21 protein-coding genes are annotated in these 17,938 nt (G+C 69.4%); 13 read left to right on the top strand and 8 right to left on the bottom strand.

Annotated elements, in window-relative coordinates:
* Nucleotides 1-10: 10 nt before the first annotated feature.
* The gene (locus tag ABL840_RS15505; RefSeq protein WP_093304819.1) at nucleotides 11-1,018 is read right to left on the bottom strand and encodes an ABC transporter substrate-binding protein; all 1,008 of its coding nucleotides are present in this window, start codon (nucleotides 1,016-1,018) and stop codon (nucleotides 11-13) included.
* Between the two features lie 137 nt (nucleotides 1,019-1,155).
* On the opposite strand from ABL840_RS15505, the gene ABL840_RS15500 reads away from it, so the two are divergent.
* From ABL840_RS15500 to ABL840_RS15485, 4 genes are all read left to right on the top strand, one after another.
* The gene (locus ABL840_RS15500) at nucleotides 1,156-2,598 is read left to right on the top strand and encodes an amidase family protein (RefSeq protein ID WP_176947553.1); all 1,443 of its coding nucleotides are present in this window, start codon (nucleotides 1,156-1,158) and stop codon (nucleotides 2,596-2,598) included.
* A gap of 79 nt (nucleotides 2,599-2,677) precedes the next feature.
* Complete coding sequence (locus ABL840_RS15495; protein ID WP_093304822.1) at nucleotides 2,678-2,983, top strand: hypothetical protein; 306 nt, start codon at nucleotides 2,678-2,680, stop codon at nucleotides 2,981-2,983.
* Nucleotides 2,984-3,117: 134 nt separating this feature from the next.
* The gene (locus tag ABL840_RS15490) at nucleotides 3,118-3,690 is read left to right on the top strand and encodes a DUF4865 family protein (RefSeq protein WP_093304824.1); all 573 of its coding nucleotides are present in this window, start codon (nucleotides 3,118-3,120) and stop codon (nucleotides 3,688-3,690) included.
* A complete protein-coding gene (locus tag ABL840_RS15485) occupies nucleotides 3,687-3,815 on the top strand; it encodes a hypothetical protein (protein ID WP_276318363.1) in 129 nt (42 codons plus the stop codon). The genes ABL840_RS15490 and ABL840_RS15485 overlap by 4 nt, the downstream gene beginning before the upstream one ends.
* 10 nt (nucleotides 3,816-3,825) lie before the next feature.
* Here the strand turns inward: ABL840_RS15485 and ABL840_RS15480 are convergent, their stop codons facing one another.
* Nucleotides 3,826-4,677, bottom strand: a complete 852-nt coding sequence (locus ABL840_RS15480; RefSeq protein WP_093201447.1) for a LysR family transcriptional regulator — start codon at nucleotides 4,675-4,677, stop codon at nucleotides 3,826-3,828.
* A gap of 147 nt (nucleotides 4,678-4,824) precedes the next feature.
* On the opposite strand from ABL840_RS15480, the gene ABL840_RS15475 reads away from it, so the two are divergent.
* The 3 genes from ABL840_RS15475 (at nucleotide 4,825) to ABL840_RS15465 (ending at nucleotide 7,614) form a co-directional block, all read left to right on the top strand.
* Nucleotides 4,825-5,979, top strand: coding sequence for a DSD1 family PLP-dependent enzyme (locus ABL840_RS15475; RefSeq protein WP_093201450.1), 1,155 nt, complete (start codon nucleotides 4,825-4,827; stop codon nucleotides 5,977-5,979).
* A 130-nt stretch (nucleotides 5,980-6,109) separates the two neighbouring features.
* Complete coding sequence (locus ABL840_RS15470) at nucleotides 6,110-7,363, top strand: acyl-CoA dehydrogenase family protein (RefSeq protein WP_093304826.1); 1,254 nt, start codon at nucleotides 6,110-6,112, stop codon at nucleotides 7,361-7,363.
* A gap of 35 nt (nucleotides 7,364-7,398) precedes the next feature.
* Complete coding sequence (locus ABL840_RS15465; RefSeq protein ID WP_093201454.1) at nucleotides 7,399-7,614, top strand: hypothetical protein; 216 nt, start codon at nucleotides 7,399-7,401, stop codon at nucleotides 7,612-7,614.
* Nucleotides 7,615-7,659: 45 nt separating this feature from the next.
* Here the strand turns inward: ABL840_RS15465 and ABL840_RS15460 are convergent, their stop codons facing one another.
* Entirely contained in the window at nucleotides 7,660-7,974 is a 315-nt protein-coding gene (locus tag ABL840_RS15460) for a hypothetical protein (protein ID WP_093201457.1), read from the bottom strand.
* A gap of 387 nt (nucleotides 7,975-8,361) precedes the next feature.
* The gene (locus ABL840_RS15455; RefSeq protein WP_093304828.1) at nucleotides 8,362-9,192 is read right to left on the bottom strand and encodes a crotonase/enoyl-CoA hydratase family protein; all 831 of its coding nucleotides are present in this window, start codon (nucleotides 9,190-9,192) and stop codon (nucleotides 8,362-8,364) included.
* Nucleotides 9,193-9,281: 89 nt separating this feature from the next.
* On the opposite strand from ABL840_RS15455, the gene ABL840_RS15450 reads away from it, so the two are divergent.
* Nucleotides 9,282-11,156: a PhoX family protein gene (locus ABL840_RS15450; protein ID WP_093304830.1), complete on the top strand. Its 1,875-nt coding sequence runs from the start codon at nucleotides 9,282-9,284 to the stop codon at nucleotides 11,154-11,156.
* A 30-nt stretch (nucleotides 11,157-11,186) separates the two neighbouring features.
* A complete protein-coding gene (locus ABL840_RS15445) occupies nucleotides 11,187-11,585 on the top strand; it encodes a DUF488 domain-containing protein (protein WP_093304832.1) in 399 nt (132 codons plus the stop codon).
* 9 nt (nucleotides 11,586-11,594) lie between these two features.
* On the opposite strand, the gene ABL840_RS15440 is transcribed toward ABL840_RS15445, so the two are convergent.
* A complete protein-coding gene (locus tag ABL840_RS15440) occupies nucleotides 11,595-12,203 on the bottom strand; it encodes a glutathione S-transferase (protein WP_093304834.1) in 609 nt (202 codons plus the stop codon).
* A 127-nt stretch (nucleotides 12,204-12,330) separates the two neighbouring features.
* Between ABL840_RS15440 and ABL840_RS15435 the strand changes: the two genes are divergently transcribed.
* Nucleotides 12,331-12,789: an Lrp/AsnC family transcriptional regulator gene (locus ABL840_RS15435; RefSeq protein ID WP_093201469.1), complete on the top strand. Its 459-nt coding sequence runs from the start codon at nucleotides 12,331-12,333 to the stop codon at nucleotides 12,787-12,789.
* A 19-nt stretch (nucleotides 12,790-12,808) separates the two neighbouring features.
* Here the strand turns inward: ABL840_RS15435 and ABL840_RS15430 are convergent, their stop codons facing one another.
* Entirely contained in the window at nucleotides 12,809-13,711 is a 903-nt protein-coding gene (locus tag ABL840_RS15430; protein ID WP_093304836.1) for an SDR family oxidoreductase, read from the bottom strand.
* A gap of 170 nt (nucleotides 13,712-13,881) precedes the next feature.
* Here ABL840_RS15430 and ABL840_RS15425 point away from each other — a divergent pair, with 170 nt between their 5' ends.
* Nucleotides 13,882-14,769, top strand: a complete 888-nt coding sequence (locus ABL840_RS15425) for a CoA transferase (RefSeq protein WP_093304838.1) — start codon at nucleotides 13,882-13,884, stop codon at nucleotides 14,767-14,769.
* A gap of 10 nt (nucleotides 14,770-14,779) precedes the next feature.
* Here the strand turns inward: ABL840_RS15425 and ABL840_RS15420 are convergent, their stop codons facing one another.
* Nucleotides 14,780-15,691, bottom strand: a complete 912-nt coding sequence (locus tag ABL840_RS15420; protein WP_093305201.1) for a hypothetical protein — start codon at nucleotides 15,689-15,691, stop codon at nucleotides 14,780-14,782.
* 37 nt (nucleotides 15,692-15,728) lie between these two features.
* A complete protein-coding gene (locus ABL840_RS15415) occupies nucleotides 15,729-16,646 on the bottom strand; it encodes a DMT family transporter (protein ID WP_093304840.1) in 918 nt (305 codons plus the stop codon).
* A 234-nt stretch (nucleotides 16,647-16,880) separates the two neighbouring features.
* Here ABL840_RS15415 and ABL840_RS15410 point away from each other — a divergent pair, with 234 nt between their 5' ends.
* A complete protein-coding gene (locus ABL840_RS15410) occupies nucleotides 16,881-17,261 on the top strand; it encodes a tautomerase family protein (protein ID WP_093201479.1) in 381 nt (126 codons plus the stop codon).
* Nucleotides 17,262-17,278: 17 nt separating this feature from the next.
* Nucleotides 17,279-17,929 carry a cold shock and DUF1294 domain-containing protein gene (locus ABL840_RS15405; protein ID WP_093304843.1) on the top strand — a complete coding sequence of 217 codons (651 nt, stop codon included), beginning with the start codon at nucleotides 17,279-17,281 and terminating at the stop codon, nucleotides 17,927-17,929.
* The last annotated feature ends 9 nt before the right edge of the window (nucleotides 17,930-17,938 follow it).

Genomic DNA, 17,938 nt, shown 5'->3' with positions numbered 1-17,938 from the left:
GCGGCGCGGCTCAGAACTTCTTGTCGGCGGCGGGCACCTGCGTCCAGAAGCTCGGGTCGTAGGCCTTCGACAGGTCGGCCGGCGCCTTCAGCGCCTTGTAGCCCACGAGCTGCGCCTGCATCTTCTCGACGGTGGGCAGGTCGATGGCGAGGATGCCGTCGGTGGTGCCCTTGCCGGCCTTCACGAGCTTCTCGAACTCGTCGAGCATGGCTTCCTGGTGCGCACGATTCAGGCTCGGGGCGGCGGCCATGACGATGTCGATGGCTTCCTTCTTGTTCTGCAGCGCGTACTTCCAGCCCTTGATGGTGGCCGTGAGGAAGGCCTGCACCTGCTGCGGCTTCTCGTTGCGGTACTTCTCGGACACGAGCACCGTGTCCTGCTGCACGACCACGCCGTAGTCGTCGGGCTTGATGAGCGTGAGCTTGTCGCCCAGGCCCTGCTCCTTCAGCGTGTTGAGCTCGTTGTAGTAGGTGGCGGCGGCCACGTCGAACTGCTTCTCGACGAAAGGCGCCATCGAGCCCGACTGGGGAACGATGGTCAGGTCGCTCTGCTTCACGCCGGCCGAAGCGAGCATCGAGTACAGCGTGTACTGCGTGCCGGTGAACCATGTCGCGACCTTCTTGCCGGCGAAGTCCTTCACCTTGGTGATGCCGGAATCCTTGTAGGTCACGTAGGTGAAGGGCGTGTTCTGCACGGTGACGCCGATGCACACCAGCGGCAGGCCCTTCTCACGGGCCAGCAGCACGGTCTCGGTGCCGCCTGCGAGGCCGAAGGTGTCGTTGCCCGAGGCGACCAGCGTCTCGACGTTCAGATTCGGGCCGCCCGGATTGATCGTCAGGTCGAGCCCGGCCTGGTCATAGAAGCCCTTGGCCTTGGCCACGTAGAAACCGGCGAACTGCGCCTGCGCCAGCCATTTGAGGCGCAGCGAGACCTTCTCGGCGGCGGATGCGGGCATGCCCGCCAGAAGAGCCATCGACGTCGCGACGGCGGCCAGGATACGCAAGGACTTGAAAGACATTGGATGGCCTCGTGAATACAAAAAACTCTTAAAGCAGTATTCATGCCATGCAATTTCAGGCTGTTTTTCGGCTCGGCTGGCTCGAATTGGCCCAAAACATGCACCGGAGTGCAGCTTCTGCCCCACTTCGAGCCCCCATGAACCGAATGAATGCGTTGACAGATCTTTCCGCCCGCGAGGCCGCCGGGCTGATGGCGCGCGGCGAACTTCGAGCCACCGACTACGCACAGGCGTTGCTGGAGCGCGCCGATGCCATCGCCTCCTACGGTGCCCTGCTCCACCTGGACCCCGAAGCCCTCCGTACCGTGGCCGCCGAACTCGATGCCTCACCGCTCCCCACGCCTGGAACACATCCTCTATATGGCGTGCCGCTGGCCTTCAAGGACAACATCGACGTCGCCGGCATGCCGACCACGGCCGGCAGTCCGTGGATGGCGGACCACCGCCCGCGCATCCACGCGGGCGTGACGCAGCGGCTGCTCGACGCAGGTGCGCTGGCGCTCGGCAAGACGAACCTGCACGAGTGGTCGCAGGGCGTTACCGGCCACAACCACGGCTTCGGGCCGTCGCGCAATCCCTTCGACGCCGAGCGCGTCACGGGTGGTTCCAGCGGCGGCAACGCGGCGCTGCTGGGGTTGCGCGCCGCGCCGGCGGCCATCGGCACCGACACGGGCGGCTCGGTGCGCGTGCCGGCCGCGCTGTGCGGGCTGGTCGGTTTCCGGCCGACGACGCACCGCTGGCCCGACGACGGACTGGTGCCGATCTCGCCCACCTTCGACACCGCCGGCGTCATGGCGCGCTGCGTCGACGATTGCGTGCTGGTCGACCACGCGGTGGCAGGCGGTCCGCTGCGAGTGAACCCGACACCGCTCGCTGGCGTGCGCCTCGGCGTGCCGGAGGCCTACTTCTGGGAAGAGCTCGATCCGCCCGTCGCGCAACTGGCCCGCGAACGCCTCGAGTTGCTGCGCGAGGCCGGAGCCGTGCTGGTGCACTGCGATCTGACCGAAGCCGGGGCACTGTTCCAGGAAGCGTCGATGACGATCTCTCTGCACGAGATCCTGCCCGCGCTGGCCGCCTACTTCGCGCGGCACGGCCGGCCTTTCGATGCACGCGCGCTCACCGACGCGGTGGTCAGCCCCGACGTACGGCCACTCTTCGAGCGCCTCTTCGGTTCCACAGCCATCGCGCCGGAGGCCTACGCCCACGCGCTGCACACCCTGCGCCCGCGGATGCAGGCGGCGTACCGCGAGTGCTTCGCCCGGTACGAGCTCGCCGCCCTCGTCTTCCCGACCAGTCCTTTGACCGCCGCACGCATCGGCGAGGACGTGGAAGTGTCGCTGTGCGGCCACCGCACCACCGCGTTCTCTGCCTACATCCGCAACTCGGGCCCGGCCGGCATGGCGGGCCTGCCCGCGGTGAGCCTGCCGATGGGCCTCGCCTTCGACGGCCTGCCCGCGGGACTGGAAATCACCGGCGCGGAAGGCTCCGATCCGGCGCTGCTGGCACTGGCCCTCGGCATCGAAGCCGTGCTGCCGAACGCGCCGATCGCCCCCGTCGTGGAAAAGTTGGCAAGCCGCTGAAACCCGCGTCGCAAAAACACTACGCCCCTTCGCGCGACAGGCCTTCACGTCCCGGCACGGGATCGGCGATGCTCAGGACATGCCGATTGCAAACTCACGTCCGCCCTCGCGCTCGGGATGGCGCGCCGCCGCCCTGGCCTACACGGTCGCGGGCGTCGTCTGCATCCTGACTTGCGCGGTCGCGCCCGACAACGACGTGAGCCTGCTCGTCGCCATCGCGGGTGGGCTGCCGTGGTCGCTGAGCCTGCTGACGCTCGGACTGTCGCCCGGCGTGGCCAGCATGGCGCTGCTGATGCTGGCGGCGAGCTGGTCGGTCAACGCCGCGCTGCTCTGGTGGCTGGCACTGCGCCGGCCGGGACGGCACGAGCCTTCGCACCCTGCGTAAGCATCCGCCCGAGTCGAGCCATTGCGCCGACGCATCACAGCTATATCGCCCGCCCTCTTCTCCCTGGGTGGCTGCGCGCGCAAGCTCCTGGTGACCCATTCATTCATCCACCAGGATTCACAAGGAGCAATCCGATGTTCGCGATGCAGTACTCGCACAGGCTTCCGGCCGACTACGACATGCAGATCATCCGCCAGCGCGCCGCCCGGCGCGGCCCGCTCTGGGACGACACGCAGGGGCTGGCGTTCAAGGCCTTCGTGTCGCAGGAGCGCGGGCGGCACGGGGCCGCCGGGCACGTCTACGCATCGGTGTACCTGTGGCTCGACGCCTCGGCGGCGGCGAGCTTTCTCATGGGAGAGCGCTTCCAGGCCGTGATCGATTCGTTCGGCCAGCCGCGCGTGGAGACATGGCTGCCGCTGGATGCGCGCGCAGGCACCGACCGTGCGCAGAAGGCTTCGTGGCTGCTGCGCGAGGAGCGCCTGCTGGATGCAGGAGCCGACCGCGCGGCGCTTCATGCGGCGCAAATCGAGTCAAACCGGCAGCGTGCCGCCGAGGCCGGCACGGTCGCCGTCTGGACGGCGCTCGACCTCGATGCATGGCGGCTGGTTCGCTTCACGCTGTCCTCGCACGAGCCCGAGACGACGAATGGAGGCGCGCTCTACGAGGTACTGCATCTGGCGAGGCCCGGTATCGGGGCGCTCGCATGAAGCCGCCCCGCCCTTCGGAGATGTGGCTCGCGCACCTGGCCGGCGTGTGCGTCACCGGCGCCCTGCTTTGCGGTGCAGCAGCGCTTGCGGCCGCGGTGGCGCGCCGCCTTGTCGCGCTGCTGTAAATGCCTGCTGCTACGCCGCCGTCGACCTGATCGCCGCGGCCAGCGTGCGCAGCGCACTGCGGGCCTGCGCATCGGTCACGCTGGCGTGCATCACCACGTCCCGCGACGGCAGCGGGGGCAGGCCCAATACGGGCCCCACGTCGACAGTACCGACCGGCGCCACGCGACGCCCCAGCGCGGCCACCGCGAGCCCCGCCGACACGGCCGCGCCCACGGTCAGAACGCCGCCGCCCACGAACACTTCGGTCCACGGTACGCGACCTTCGGTCAGCGCGGCCACGGCCATGCTGCGCACGCTGCAGGGTTCGGCCTGCGTGGCCAGGCGCAGCGGCTCGCCCGAGCGGTGCACGAAGTCGGGCGCGGCCATCCAGCCGAACTGCTCCTGGAGCAGCACCTCGCCATCGAGCCGGCGGCTGTCGTGCCGCAGGATGACGACTGCATCGATCGCGCCGCGGTCGAAGGCGTCAAGCAGCTCTCGCGAGGTGGAGACGCGCACTTCCATGACCACTCGCGGTTCGGCGTCCTTCACCTGCCGCAGCAGCAACGGCAGCTCGGCGCCCACGACGTGATGGCTGATGCCGACCACCAGCCGGCGCTGCTGAGCGCCGAAGGATTCGAGCGCGCCGTTGTGCGCCGCCAGCAGCTGGCGCGCGGACGGCAGGAAGGCCATGCCCTCGGCGGACAGGCGCACCAGCCGCGGCGTGCGCTCGAGCAGCCGACGGGCCAGCACTTCTTCGAGGCGCTTCACCTTGAGGCTGACGGCCGACTGCGAACTGTCCATGGCTTCGGCCGCGCGCGTGAAGCTCTTGAGGTCGGCAACGTGTACGAAAGCCTGCACGGCCTCGATGTCGAGCGCTTTCATCGGGGGCCGGCCATTTGGGAAACTACGATGGATCGGTCGAACATTTCGATGCGATCATTTCACAGCACAAGCATCCGTGCATGGCCTGCGGCGCAGGCGCTCCGTCAAGACAAGCACCCCACAACCTCCCAGCAAAGGCTCTCTTCGATGTTCCAGGACCAGCAAGTCAACGCGCCGCTGATCGGCGTTCCCGGTGGCCGCCATCTGCTCGACACCCCCGCGCTGCTGATCGACCTGCCTGCGATGACGCGCAACATCGAACGCATGGCCGCCTTCGCCAAGGCGCGCGGCGTGAGCCTGCGTCCGCACGTGAAGACGCACAAGTCGGTCGAGATCGCGCGGCGCCAGGTGGCGGCGGGCGCCATCGGCGTGAGCTGCGTCACGATGGGCGAGGCCGAGGTGATGGTCCAGGGCGGCATTCCGGGCGTGCTCATCACCTCGCCCGCCGTCACGCCGAGCAAGATCTCTCGGCTCATCCGCCTGGCGCAGCGGGCCCGCCCGGGCGACGTGATGGTGGTGGTCGACAACCCGCAGAACCTCGCCGACCTGGCGCGCGCCGCGGGCGAGCTCACGCATCCGCTCGACGTGCTGGTGGACTATGGCGCGGGCTACAACCGCACCGGCTGCGCCACGCAGGCCAAGGTGCTCGAGCTGGCCGCGCTGGTGGCCGCCGAGCCGCGCCTGCGGCTGCGCGGGCTGCAGTCGTACGCGGGCAATCTGCAGCACATCGTGGCGCGCGAGGAGCGCAGCGCCGCGGCAGCCGCTCTGCGCGAAACCGTGGCGGGCATCGTGGCGGCGGCGCGGCGCCAGGGACTGAACTTCGACATCGTGACGGGCGCAGGCACCGGCACGCACGACCTCGATTCGCAGGAGAACGCCTTCACCGAGCTGCAGGCGGGCTCGTATGTGTTCATGGACGCCGAGTACTCGCGCGTGCTCGCCAACGGCGACCAGCCCTCGCCCTTCGAAACCTCGCTGTTCGTGCAGACGGCGGTGGTCAGCACGAACGCGGCCGACTGGGTGACGGTGGACGGCGGCACCAAGTGCTTCTCCACCGACAGCGGCGTGCCGGTGGTTGCGAAGGGCGCCGACGCCGCGAGCCGCTATGCCTTCTTCGGCGACGAGCACGGCAAGCTGATGCCGTCGCCGGCCTCGCAGGCGCCGAAGCCGGCGCTGGGCGCGCGGGTGGAGTTCGTCACCCCGCACTGCGATCCGACGGTCAACCTGCACGACGCCTATCACGTGGTCGAGGGCGGCACGCTGGTCGCCATCTGGCCGGTGGACGCGCGCGGCAGGCGATAGCGCCAACCACCGGAAGCCGGCGGCATAACGAAACTCGAAAAGCGTATTTCACAACCGCCGTGCCGAGGGGGACAGTCGGGCGCTGTCTCTCTCTCTTCTCCAGGGCATGCCTCCGGGCGGCCCCGCCTCCATGGAATCCATCCAAGCAACGACGCGCCCCGCCGCACAAGCCCCGGGCGCACAGGCGCCCTCCTCGCAGCAGCTCGCCACACGTTTCCGCCCCGTCTTCCAGCGCATTGCCGAGCATGCCGCGCAACGCGAGAACGATCGCGAGCTCGCCTACGAGCCCGTGGCCTGGCTCAACGCCGAGCGCTTCGGCGCGCTGCGCGTGCCGCTCGAACACGGCGGCCTGGGCGGCTCGGTGGAGCAGCTCTACGACCTGCTCATCGAACTCGGCGAGGCCGACTCCAACCTGCCGCAGATCCTGCGCGCGCACTTCGGCTTCATCGAACGGCTGCTGGCGGAAATCGACCCCGCCCTGCACGGCCCGTGGATGCGTCTCGCAGCCGAGGGTGTGATCTTCGGCAATGCCACCACCGAGCTCGGCGACGGCTCGCTCAAGACGCTGCAGACCACGCTGAAGCGCGACGGCGATGCGTGGCGGCTCGACGGCGACAAGTTCTACAGCACCGGCACGCTCTACGCCGACTGGATCTCGGTCTCGGCCCAGCGCCTGAACGATGACGGCAGCAGCGACCGCGTGATCGCGCTCGTGCCCGCCGAGGCGCAGGGCGTGGAGCGGGTGGACGACTGGCGCGGCTTCGGCCAACGGCTGAGCGCATCGGGCACCACGCGCTTTCGCAACGTGCGCGTGAAGCCAGAGAACGTGCTGCTGTACGTGCGCGACCAGCCCACGCCGCTGACGGCGCATTTCCAGCTCACGCACCTCGCAACGCTCGCGGGCATCGCGCGCGCCATCGTGCGCGACGCGGTGGCCTTCGTGCAGCCGCGCAAGCGCATCTACAGCCACGGCAGCGGCGACACGCCGCGCGAAGACCCGCTGGTGCAGCAGGTCGTCGGCCAGCTCGCGAGCACGGCCTTCATCGCGACCTCGACCGTGCAGGCCGTGGCGCGCGGCCTGGGCGAGGTCGACCGCTTCCGCCAGCGCGGCGAGGCCGTGCCCGAGAGCCTGCTGTTCGAGGTGGAGCTGAACACCGCCAAGGCGCAGGCCGGGATCGTCGACGCGGTGCTGCAGGCCGGCACGCGGCTCTTCGACATCGGCGGTGCCTCGGCGCTGCAGGAAGACCGCCGGCTCGACCGGCACTGGCGCAATGCGCGCACGCTCGCCTCGCACAACCCGACCATCTACAAGGGACGCGTGGTGGGCGAATACCTGCTCAACGGAACGAGGCCGACTTTCTACTGGGCGGTGGGAAGCGCTTAAAGTCTCGGGTCCTCCACGGACCCGTTTCTTTTCTCATGCGCCGACTGCTGCCCGCCCTCCTCCCGTTCGTCATCGCCGGTTGCGCGACGCCACAAACCGGCGTGCTGCGCCTCAACGACGGGATATTCAGGGCATCGAGCCAGCAGGAAGCGCAAGCCTACTGCCGCAAGGACGGAAACCCGATCAGGTTCCTGCAGCAGGCCGACGCACCGACCACGCCGGGCAGCGGCGTGCTCTTCAGGTGCGATTGAAGGGCTGAAGCGACAGCAGTTGCGGCGGCGGTCGACGCGGCGCCGTCAGACGCGCGGAAGCGCCGCCAGGAAGGTGGACACGACGATCGCCGCGGCCCGGTCGAGCTGCAGGATGTCCGCCACGTCGAAGGCGTGCGGCGCGGTGCGTCCACTCGAACCGAGTGGCTTGCGGATCTCGACAAGGACTTCGGCCGCCAGCTCACGGTCGCTGCGCGGCCGGCCGTCGGGGTGCATCACCCATTCATCGACTTGATCGAATGGAATGCTGCGGAAGACTCCCACTATGGGGATGTACTTGTAGCGATCCTCGCCCACCAGGATGGGCACGCTGAGGTTACAGAAAAACGTGGTCGTCGACATGCAGGATCGCCGTCGCTAAGCAAAGCTATCAATTGTTAATGAGTGCGCTGTCTGGAGCCATCCTCCGTAGGAGCTGTCAGAGGAAGAGACGTGACCTTCTGCACACAAATTGCCTCCATCCTCATCGATTCTCGCGTCAAAACAACCACTTTATTCTTACATAAAGATACACCAAAGGGAATTTCTGATGTTTTCGGCTGTTCGGGCCCGGATTGAAGGACCAGCCGAACGACAGGCACAGGCGTAAACACGCCTGCGGAAAGACGGGGATGCGAGGGTGCGCGAAGAACGGCGCCGGCAGACAGGGGAATTACCCGGCCGCCCGTTCACCCGGCAGCGCGAAACGGCCTGCCCCTGAGGCCGGCCGCCTGATGGAAACCGGAGAAATCAGGCCGGCGCGCTGAAGCGCGGCGCGCGCCGTTCGATGTTGGCCTTCACGGCCTCGGCCTGGTTGGGGCTGCCGATCAGCGCCTTCTGCTCGACCGACTCGGCCATCAGCAACTCGGCCGCTCCCAGCGATAGCGATGCGTTCAGCAGCCGCTTGCCGGCACGTATCGCGTCGGGGCTCTTGAGCGCGATCTCGTGCGCCATCTGCAGTGCCTCGGCCAGCGGGTCGGCCGCGACGCGGGTGGCGAAGCCGATGCGCAACGCCTCCTCGCCGGAGAAGATTCGCCCCGTGAAGGTGAGCTCGCGCACCACGTCGCTGCGCGCGAGTTCGCGCATCAGCACCATGCCGGCCATGTCGGGCACCAGGCCCCACTTGATCTCCATCACCGACAGCTTCGTGTCGGGCGCGACGATGCGGATGTCCGCGCCCAGCGCGACCTGCAGGCCGCCGCCGAAGGCCACGCCGTGCACCGCGGCGATGACGGGCACCGGCACCTCGCGCCAGACCATCGCGACCTGCTGCGCGGCGTTGGAGATGCCGTGCGTGCGCATGACAAGATCCGCTCCCGCAGCGCCCCCACCCAGCACGTCGGAACCAGCGCCCTGCTGCTGCATGCGCTCGAACGAAGCCATGTCGAGCCCCGCACAGAAGGCCTTGCCGCGGCCCGAGATCACCACCGCGCGCACCGCCTTGTCGCCGCGCAGCGCCTCGCCGGCCTCGATCAGCGCATCGAACATCGCCGGGTCGAGCGCGTTCATCTTGTCGGCGCGGGCGAGCTGCAGTTCCACGACGCCGTCGGCGTGGCGGGTCCATTCGATGCGGTCGGTCATTCGATGTCTCCTGGGCGGTTGCCGCGCCAGTATCGCCGGGCACGGCCTCAGGCGATGATGGCGGCTGTCGCCTACACAACACCAAAGCCATGCCCCTGGACCGCCGCCACTTTCTTCTTCAATCGGGTTCCGCCGCCGCCGTGGTGGCGCTGTTCGGACAGGGCTGCGCCTCGACGCCGGCGCCGCCGTCCACGCGCCCCAGCGAGACGCTGGGCTTCACCGGCGTGCCGGCCTCCCTGCGCGACGGCATCGTGGTGCCGCCCGAATACGAGTGGCAGCTGCTCTACCCCTGGGGCTCCCCCACCGGCGTCGCCGGCCGGATGCCGCTCTTCGCACCCGATGCCGGCAACAGCGCCGACGACCAGGCCGTGCAGGCCGGCATGCATCACGACGGCATGCACTTCTTCGCGCTCGACGCGAGCGGCGAACGCGGCCTGCTCGTGATGAACCACGAATACACCGACGAACAGCTGCTGCACACCGACGGCGTGAAGGAGTGGACCGCCGCGAAGGTGCGCAAGTCGCTGCACGCCATGGGCGTCTCGGTGATCGAGGTGCGGCGCAACGGCCAGGGCTGGCAGCAGGTGCTGCCCTCGCCCTTCGCGCGCCGCGTGCACGGCAACACGCCGATGCGCATCGCCGGGCCTGCCGCCGGCACGCCGCTGATGCGCACCGCCGCCAATCCGGCCGGCGACGCGGTCTTCGGCACCTTCGCCAACTGCGCGATGGGCGTCACGCCGTGGGGCACCTACCTCACCTGCGAGGAGAACTTCCACGGCTACTTCGGCGGCCCGAAGGAAGCGGCCCGCAACGCCACGCCCGCCCAACGCCGCTACGGCACGGTGGCCGGATCGCAATGGATCGAGTACTGGCGCTTCGACGAGCGCTTCGACCTCAGCCGACACCCGAACGAGCCGCACCGCTTCGGCTGGGTGGTCGAGATCGACCCCTTCGACCCCACGGCCACGCCCGTCAAGCGCACCGCGCTGGGCCGCAAGCGCCAGGAAAGCGCCACCTGCACCGTCGCGAAGGACGGCCACCTCGTGGTCTACATGGGCGACGACTCGCGCTTCGAATACATCTACAAGTTCGTCAGCCGCGACAAGGTGCGCCCCGGCACCGACGCCGCCGCGCGTGCCGCCAACCGGCACCTGCTCGACGAAGGCACCCTCTACGCCGCACGCTACGACGCAGGCGGACGCGGTAAGTGGCTCGAGCTCACCCACGGCCGCGACGGCCTCGACGCGGCGCACGGCTTCGCGGACCAGGCAGAGGTGTTGATCCACGCGCGGCTGGCGGGCGACGTCGTCGGCGCCACGAAGATGGATCGCCCCGAGTGGATCGCCATCCACCCGCAAAGCGGCGAGGTCTACGTCACCCTCACCAACAACAGCCAGCGCGGCGACGCCGGCAAGCCCGGCCCCGACGCTGCCAACCCGCGCGCCGCCAACCTCTTCGGGGGCATCCTGCGCTGGCGCGAAGATGCGGGCGATGCTGCTTCCACCGGCTTCTCGTGGGACCACTTCGCGCTCGCGGGCGACCCGGCACAGCCCGGCAGCGGCGCGCGCTACCCCACGGCCGGTGCCGACATGTTCGGCGCCCCCGACGGCCTGCACTTCGACCGTGGCGGCCTGCTCTGGATCCAGACCGACCTGAGCGGCCAGGTCATCGGCAAGCCGCCCTACACCTCGCTGGGCAACAACCAGATGCTGTGCGCCGACCCGGCCTCGGGCCGCATCAAGCGCTTTCTCACCGGCCCCAACGGCTGCGAGATCACCGGCTGCGTGGTCACGCCCGACCGGCGCACGCTGTTCGTCAACATCCAGCATCCGGGCGAGGCGCGCGACGACGGCGACACGAAGCACAACAGTGCCTGGCCCGACGGCGCCGAGCCGGGCAGCGCGCGGCCGCGCTCGGCGACGCTGGCGATACGCCGGCGCGACGGCGGTATCGTCGGCACCTGAGACAACAGGCAGAGAAAAAGGGAAGACATCATGAGCATCCGCATCGTCCGCCTCGGCACACCGCGCGCACCCGACGAAGGCCTGCGCGTCGGCACCGTGCGCCGTCCGCCGCGCGGCGTTCCGAAGACCGAGTTCGCCTCGCAGGACTGGTACGACGTGTGGTACCCGAACCTCGCGCCCTCCGTCGAGACGATGAAGCAGGCGCAGGAAGCCCAGAAGGCGGAGTCGCCCGCGCAGTGGAACGCCTTCGTGCGCAAGTTCAAGGCCGAGATGGCCGAGCCCGACGCGAGTCGCAGCCTCGACCTGCTGGCCGCGCTGTCGCACGGCGCGTCGCTGTCGGTGGGCTGCTACTGCGAGGAGGAGTCGCGCTGCCACCGCTCCGTGCTGCGCGGCCTGCTGGCGGAGCGCGGCGCGAAGATCGTCGACTGACGGGCCTCCTCAGGCCATCGGCGCACCGAGGAACGCCGGCAGGCTCTCGGCCTGCGCCGAGTACGCGGCCAGCGCCGGAAAGTCTTTCGGCGAGACGGCATCGGGCGTCACCAGCTGCGTGAAGGCCCAGGCCACGGCCGTCGAAATGCCGGCCTGCGTCATCGTCTCCTCGCTCGCGGACAGCGGCGCCTCAGTCAGCTCATGCTCGAGCGCCAGGCATGCGGCGGCAAGCTGGCCGCGCACGCGGTCCATCCACGGCTGGTGCTGCTTTTCCGCCGGACGCAGCTTGCGCTCGTAGACGATCTGCACCGTCTTCTCGCAGGCCGCCAGGGCAAGCCCCGTGAGGCGCAGCGCGCGCAGCCGCTGCGGCAGGCCGGAGGGCATCAGGCTGCGCCCGCTCAGGGCTTGCGCGTAGTCGATGATCAGCGTCGAATCCATCAGCACCGTGCCGTCGTCGCAGACCAGCGTGGGCGCCTTCACCACCGGATTGATGGCGCTGAACTGCTCGAAGGTGCTGAAGAGCGAGATCGAGCGATGCTCGAAGGAAAGGCCGAGCAGGCGCAGCGAAATGGCGGTGCGCCGCACGTAGGGCGAGTCGAGCATGCCGACGAGTTGCATGGGTTCTCCTTGAAGACGGCCCCCGACGATACGGACGGCGCCGCGCGCCATGAATGGCAATCCATCGAAAATCGCGCTCGCAAACCGATCAACCATCGACGGCTGCGCACGTCGCCGCGTCCATCCCATGAACATCGACAAGAAAGACCGCCTGATCCTCGAAGCACTGCAGGCCGACGCGCGCCAGAGCCTGGCCGCCATCGGCAAGCGCATCGGCCTGTCGCAGCCGGCCATGAGCGAGCGCGTGCGCAAGCTCGAGGAAGCGGGCGTGATCGAAGGCTACGGCGCGCGCGTCAACCTGCGCGCGCTGGGCGTGGGGCTGCAGGCCATCATCCGCATCGACACCACGCATGCGGGAATCGCCAGGTACCTGAAGCTGTTCGAGTCGATGCCCGAGGTGCTGAGCGCCGACCGCGTGACCGGCGAAGACTGCTTCTTCGTGCGCTGCGCGATCGCCGAGCCGGCCGACCTGGAGCGCGTGGTGGACGCGCTGGCGGTCGACGGCTCGGTGACCACGTCGCTGGTGCTGTCGAGCCCGGTGAACAAGCTGGTCACCGTGCACGCGGCCAGGCCGCCGAAGAAATAGACGGGGACAGCCGCAGCCGTCAGCGCTGCGCCTTGTCCTTCTGGTTCTGCGCCTCGATGCGCTCGCGCGCGGCCAGCCAGTCGGAGTCGCTCCACTGGCGCAGCTCGTAGAAGTTGCCGCCGGTGGCCAGCGCGTTGCCGCCGTCCATCATGATGCTCTGGCCGGTGAGCCAGTCGCACTGGCCCGGCGCCATCAGGAAGGAAGCCAGGTTCTGCAGCTCGCTCATGCGGCCGGTGCGCGCCATCGGGTTGTTCTGCTTGCTGCGCGCGCCTGGCTCCTCGCCGGGGTTCAGGCGCTTGCTCATGCCTTCGGTCGGGATCTCGCCGGGACCGACCGCGTTCAGGCGGATGCCGTAGCGCGCCCACTCGACCGCGAGCGACTTGGTCATGACCTCGATGCCGGCCTTGCTCATGGCCGAGGGCACGACGTAGGGGCTGCCGTTGTCGACCCAGGTGACGATGATGCTCATCACGCTGCGGAAGGCGTCGCCCTGCTTCCATTCGCCCGAGCGGGCCTGCGCCACCCAGCGCTTGCCCACGGCGTGCGTCACGTAGAAGCTGCCGTGGAACACGATGTTGGCGATGGCGTCGAAGGCGCGCGGCGAGAGGCTCTCGGTGGGCGAGACGAAGTTGCCCGCCGCGTTGTTGACCAGCCCCGTGAGGCCGCCGCTCTGGAACAGGCTCTCGACCATCTCGTCGACCTGCTGCGCGATGCGGATGTCCACGCCGAAGGCGTCGACGCGCCGGCCCGGGAACTGCTGGCGCCATTCGGCCGCCGTCTCCTCGCAGACCGACTGGCGCCGGCCGCAGATGGCCACGTCGGCGCCGAGGCTCAGGAAGCGCTCGGCCATCGCACGGCCGAGGCCGGTGCCCCCGCCAGTCACCAGGATGCGCTGGCCGCTCATGAGGGAAGCTTCAAACATGGTTCGTCTCCTTGGTCGATGAGAAGATGAAAAGGCGGCAGGAAACAGAGAGGAAAACAGTCGCCGCCACCGGACGCATGCTACGCGCGCGGCGCCCCGTCGGCTTGCGGGAAGTGGCTCCGGCCCTCGGGCGAGAATGCGCGAAACGATTCTTCCGGAGACCAGGACCGATGCCGAGTTCAGCAGCCAGCCCCGCCGACGACCATGACTTCGCACCGCTGGAGGGCGTTCGCGTCCTCAGCCTCGCGCTGAACCTGCCCGGCCCCGCCGCGCTGCTGCGCTGCCGAGGCATGGGCGCCGCCTGCCTCAAGCTGGAGCCGCCGGGCGGTGACCCGATGGCGCTCTACAACAAGCCCGCGTATGCGGCGCTGCACGAGGGCATCGGCATCCAGACGGCCGACCTGAAGACGGAAGCCGGCCAGCAGCAGCTGCACGCCGAGCTCGCGCGCACCGACGTGCTGCTCACCTCGTTCCGCCCCTCCGCGCTGCGCAAGCTCGGCCTCGACTGGCCGGCGCTGCAGGCGCGCCATCCGTCGCTGTCGCAGGTGGCCATCGTCGGCGCGCCCGGCGAGCGCGCCGAGGAGCCCGGCCACGACCTGACCTACCTCGCCGAAAGCGGCCTCGTCACCGGCACCGAGCTGCCGCCCACGCTCTACGCCGACATGGGCGGCGCCCTGCTCGCGAGCGAGGCGGTGCTGAAGGCCATGCTGCTGCGCTCGCGCAAGGCGGGCGGCGTGTACCTGGAAGTGGCGCTGAACGCCTCGGCCGACTGGCTCGCCCTGCCGCGCACCTGGGGCCTCACGCAGCCCTCTGGCGCGGTCGGCGGCGCGCATGCCGGCTACCGCGTCTATCCCTGCGCCGACGGTCGCGTGGCGGTAGCCGCGCTGGAGCCGCATTTCGCGACCCGGCTCTGCGAGGCCGCGCAGATTGCCTCGCGCGACATGCTGGCGCCGGCCACGCGCGAAGCACTCGCCGCATGGATCGCGACGCGCACGCGCGCCGAGCTCGAAGCCATGGCCCGCGAGCGCGACGTGCCGCTGCTCACGCTGGCCGACTGATTGATCCGGCTCAGCGGCTCGCGCCGTCGCGCTGCCGGTCTTCGCGCTTGAGCGCGAGGTAGGTGTCGAGATCGATCTCGTGCAGCTGGCGCGGGTACTGCTCTGCGCCCGCGAACCAGCGCCGCTGGCGACGCTCGGCCTGGTCCGCCCCCGGGGCCGAGAGGTAGGCGTCGAGCGTCAGGAAGTAGCGCATCGCATTGCGCTCCACCAGCCCGCGCAGCCCGCGGATGTAGTCGGGCTGGCCCTCGGGCGTCTTGCCGACCACGGTGAAGCCCACCTTTTCACTGCCGAAGGTCGCCAGGTAGGCCATGGTGCCCAGGCGCACCATGGTGTTGTGGTCGTAGCTGTAGCTGAAGTGCAGGAAGCTCTTGCGCTCGTCGAGCGCCACCGCCTCGAGCGTCACGCGGTAGTTGCTGGTGCCCAGCGGGCCGCTCTCGGCGGAGAGCTCCACCAGCAGGTGCTCGGGCGAGTTGCTGCTGACCCGGTAGACGAAGGGCAGCTCGAAGGCCTGGTCGATCGGCTTGTCGTAGCGGCGCACCACGTAGAGCGTGAGCATCTCGCGCCCCTGCGGGTCGCTGGCGACGCTGCAGCGCCGGTTGTTGACGTGCAGGGTCAGCACGTCGCACCAGTGGGCGGAGCCCTTGAGCGCGGTGCTGATTTCGGCCAGCGGATGCTCCACCACGGCATAGACGTCGCCCTGAAGGCCGTCCGCCGTTTCCAGGGAATCGAGCTGCACGGGCCGGCCGAAACTGCTGCGACCGAGCTTGTCGATCATGCGCTGGTGGGTGGCGCGCAGCGCCTGGGCGGAGGAGTTCTCCGGCGCGGCCGCGAGCGACGACTGCATCGAGGAGGCCGCAAACAGCAGCAGCGCCGCCGCCAGAGTGCGTGTCCATGAAGCCGGCGGGTGGGGCGAACTGCTCATGGGCCACACCATACAACGGACCGCCCCGCCCTCGCCTTCAGTCGGACTGCGCGGGTTTGCTGCGCCGCACCAACAGCAGCATCGCGCCGGCCAGCAGCAAGGCGCCGCCCCACTGGCGCGGGGTCATCGCCTGCGAGAACAGCGCCGCGGCCAGCAAGGCGGCCACCAACGGCTCGATCAGCGTGCCGACCACCGCCGCCGTCGGCGACAGGCGCCGTGCGCCCCAGGCGAAGGCCAGGTAGGCCACCGAGGTCGTCACCACGCCCGTGTAGCCCACGCCCAGCCACTGCGCTCCCCCGGCCGGCCAGGTGATGCCCGAAGGCCACGCGACCGCGAGCATGCACAGCGCCGCCACCGTCATGCCCCAGGCCGAGGCCGTGACCGCTGGCACCCGCGCGGGCATGCGCGCGTTGCCCAGCACCACCATCGCGTAGCAGAAGGCCGAGCCCAGCGACCAGGCCACGCCGGCCGCGTGCCCCGGCGCCAGCGGGCCCCAGCCGCCGGCGGGCATCACCAGCAGCAGCACACCCGCCAGCGCGAGCAGCAGGCCCGCGACCAGCCTCGGGCCGAGGCGCTCGTAGCCGCGCAGCACCGACACCAGCGCGACGATCACCGGCGCGCAGCAGATCGAAATGACGGTAGGCAGCGCCGCGCCCAGGTGCACGATGCCGGCGAACCAGCAGCTCACGTTGAGCGCCATCGCCGCGCCCGTGGCCAGCATCTGCAGCCGCTCCCGGCGCGTGAGATCCCCCCAGCCCGCATCGGGCATCGCGGGCGCCCGACAGTGCAGCCACCACAGCAGCGGCAGCCCGAGCGCGAAGCGCGCCAGCGACAGGCTCTGCGGCGCGATGCCGCCGTCGATCAGGAATTGCGCCACCAGCGCACCGCCACCCCACAGGGCGCCGGCCAGCAGCACGCCGCCCCAGGCCAGGGCGGCAGACGTTCTTGCGTTCATTGTTGAAAGTTCTCCATAGCGCCCGCCATGGCCGATCGATCCAGGATCGGCAACAGGGAGCGGGCATGACCATCCGAGCCGCCGGCCGACCAGGAAGGCTCGGACGACGGCGACCGCTTGCGGGTCTGAGCGCGGCGCGAAAAGCGCGCGTCAGCTGCGGGTCACGGAGGGAGGAGAACGACGATGGGCCATGTGGCGTATCTTAGGCCCCCACACTTTTTCGAGGAACGGCACATGCCACTCGTGCGTATCGAGCTTTCCAGCGACAGCCCCGAAGCCCTGGGCCCCGCCATCGGGGACGTCGTCTACCAGGCCATGCGGGACACCATCAACGTACCGGAGCACGACAAGTTCCAGGTCATCACGCGGCACGCCCCGCACGAGCTGGTGCATCCGGCAAGCTACCTCGGCGTCGTGTATTCGCCCGGCTTCGTGCTGATCCAGATCACGCTGAACCAGGGGCGCACGACCGAGATGAAGAAGGCCTTCTACAGGCGCGTGGCCGACGACCTGCACGGCCAGCTGGGCATCCGGCGCGAGGACGTGTTCATCAACCTCGTCGAGGTGTCGAAGGAGAACTGGTCCTTCGGCAACGGGGAGATGCAGTACGCCTAGCGGCGAGAATCCCGCCGATGAAACGCCAGGGCACGCTCGTTCGATGGGAAAAGGACCGTGGCTTCGGCTTCATCCGCTGTCCCGACATCTCCGCCGATGTGTTCGTGCACCTGCGCGACTTCACCGACCGGAGCATGACGCCGCAGGTCGGCATGAAGCTGAGCTTCGAGGAGATCCACGTGGGAGGCAAGGGGCCTCGCGCGATGTCGGTGCAGGCGGCTGGTGCCGGACGGCAATCGCAGCCGCCGCGCGAGCCGGCACGGCCTCGCGGTCGGCCCGATCGTTCGACCCGCGGGCCTGCACGATCTTCCTCATCCTCGCTGCCGATGGCGCTCCTGCTCACGGCATACGCCGCATTGCTGGGCTACGGCGTGTGGAGCGCGCGCCTTCCCTTGATCGCGCTCGGCGCGTTGCTGCTGCTGAGCCTGCTGACCTTCTTCATCTACGGATTCGACAAGAACGCGGCCGGAACGGACCGGCGGCGCACGCCGGAGAACACGCTGCACCTGCTCTCGCTGATCGGGGGCTGGCCGGGCGCCTGGTTCGCGCAGCGGCTGTTCCGCCACAAGCTGAGCAAGACGAGCTTCATGGCGGCTTACTGGGCCACGGTGCTGGCGCACATGGCAGCCATGGGCGCCTGGGTCGGCAAGCTCCTGCCGGCCCTTTGAGCCGGCTGG

This window comes from Variovorax sp. NFACC27, assembly GCF_048301545.1.
In the GTDB taxonomy this organism is placed as follows: domain Bacteria; phylum Pseudomonadota; class Gammaproteobacteria; order Burkholderiales; family Burkholderiaceae_C; genus Variovorax; species Variovorax gossypii.
Note: the sequence above shows the minus strand (reverse complement) of the source record. Positions and strands in the feature narration are given on the sequence as shown.

Coding starts and splice junctions, on each gene's coding strand:
- ABL840_RS15420 (WP_093305201.1), bottom strand. CDS start 15,691: ATGAGCAGTTCGCCCCACCCGCCGGCTTCATGGACACGCACTCTGGCG.
- ABL840_RS15440 (WP_093304834.1), bottom strand. CDS start 12,203: ATGCAACTCGTCGGCATGCTCGACTCGCCCTACGTGCGGCGCACCGCC.
- ABL840_RS15435 (WP_093201469.1), top strand. CDS start 12,331: ATGAACATCGACAAGAAAGACCGCCTGATCCTCGAAGCACTGCAGGCC.
- ABL840_RS15415 (WP_093304840.1), bottom strand. CDS start 16,646: ATGAACGCAAGAACGTCTGCCGCCCTGGCCTGGGGCGGCGTGCTGCTG.
- ABL840_RS15460 (WP_093201457.1), bottom strand. CDS start 7,974: ATGTCGACGACCACGTTTTTCTGTAACCTCAGCGTGCCCATCCTGGTG.
- ABL840_RS15405 (WP_093304843.1), top strand. CDS start 17,279: ATGAAACGCCAGGGCACGCTCGTTCGATGGGAAAAGGACCGTGGCTTC.
- ABL840_RS15475 (WP_093201450.1), top strand. CDS start 4,825: ATGTTCCAGGACCAGCAAGTCAACGCGCCGCTGATCGGCGTTCCCGGT.
- ABL840_RS15470 (WP_093304826.1), top strand. CDS start 6,110: ATGGAATCCATCCAAGCAACGACGCGCCCCGCCGCACAAGCCCCGGGC.
- ABL840_RS15495 (WP_093304822.1), top strand. CDS start 2,678: ATGCCGATTGCAAACTCACGTCCGCCCTCGCGCTCGGGATGGCGCGCC.
- ABL840_RS15465 (WP_093201454.1), top strand. CDS start 7,399: ATGCGCCGACTGCTGCCCGCCCTCCTCCCGTTCGTCATCGCCGGTTGC.
- ABL840_RS15500 (WP_176947553.1), top strand. CDS start 1,156: ATGAACCGAATGAATGCGTTGACAGATCTTTCCGCCCGCGAGGCCGCC.
- ABL840_RS15450 (WP_093304830.1), top strand. CDS start 9,282: ATGCCCCTGGACCGCCGCCACTTTCTTCTTCAATCGGGTTCCGCCGCC.
- ABL840_RS15485 (WP_276318363.1), top strand. CDS start 3,687: ATGAAGCCGCCCCGCCCTTCGGAGATGTGGCTCGCGCACCTGGCCGGC.
- ABL840_RS15480 (WP_093201447.1), bottom strand. CDS start 4,677: ATGAAAGCGCTCGACATCGAGGCCGTGCAGGCTTTCGTACACGTTGCC.
- ABL840_RS15425 (WP_093304838.1), top strand. CDS start 13,882: ATGCCGAGTTCAGCAGCCAGCCCCGCCGACGACCATGACTTCGCACCG.
- ABL840_RS15490 (WP_093304824.1), top strand. CDS start 3,118: ATGTTCGCGATGCAGTACTCGCACAGGCTTCCGGCCGACTACGACATG.
- ABL840_RS15445 (WP_093304832.1), top strand. CDS start 11,187: ATGAGCATCCGCATCGTCCGCCTCGGCACACCGCGCGCACCCGACGAA.
- ABL840_RS15410 (WP_093201479.1), top strand. CDS start 16,881: ATGCCACTCGTGCGTATCGAGCTTTCCAGCGACAGCCCCGAAGCCCTG.
- ABL840_RS15505 (WP_093304819.1), bottom strand. CDS start 1,018: ATGTCTTTCAAGTCCTTGCGTATCCTGGCCGCCGTCGCGACGTCGATG.
- ABL840_RS15430 (WP_093304836.1), bottom strand. CDS start 13,711: ATGTTTGAAGCTTCCCTCATGAGCGGCCAGCGCATCCTGGTGACTGGC.
- ABL840_RS15455 (WP_093304828.1), bottom strand. CDS start 9,192: ATGACCGACCGCATCGAATGGACCCGCCACGCCGACGGCGTCGTGGAA.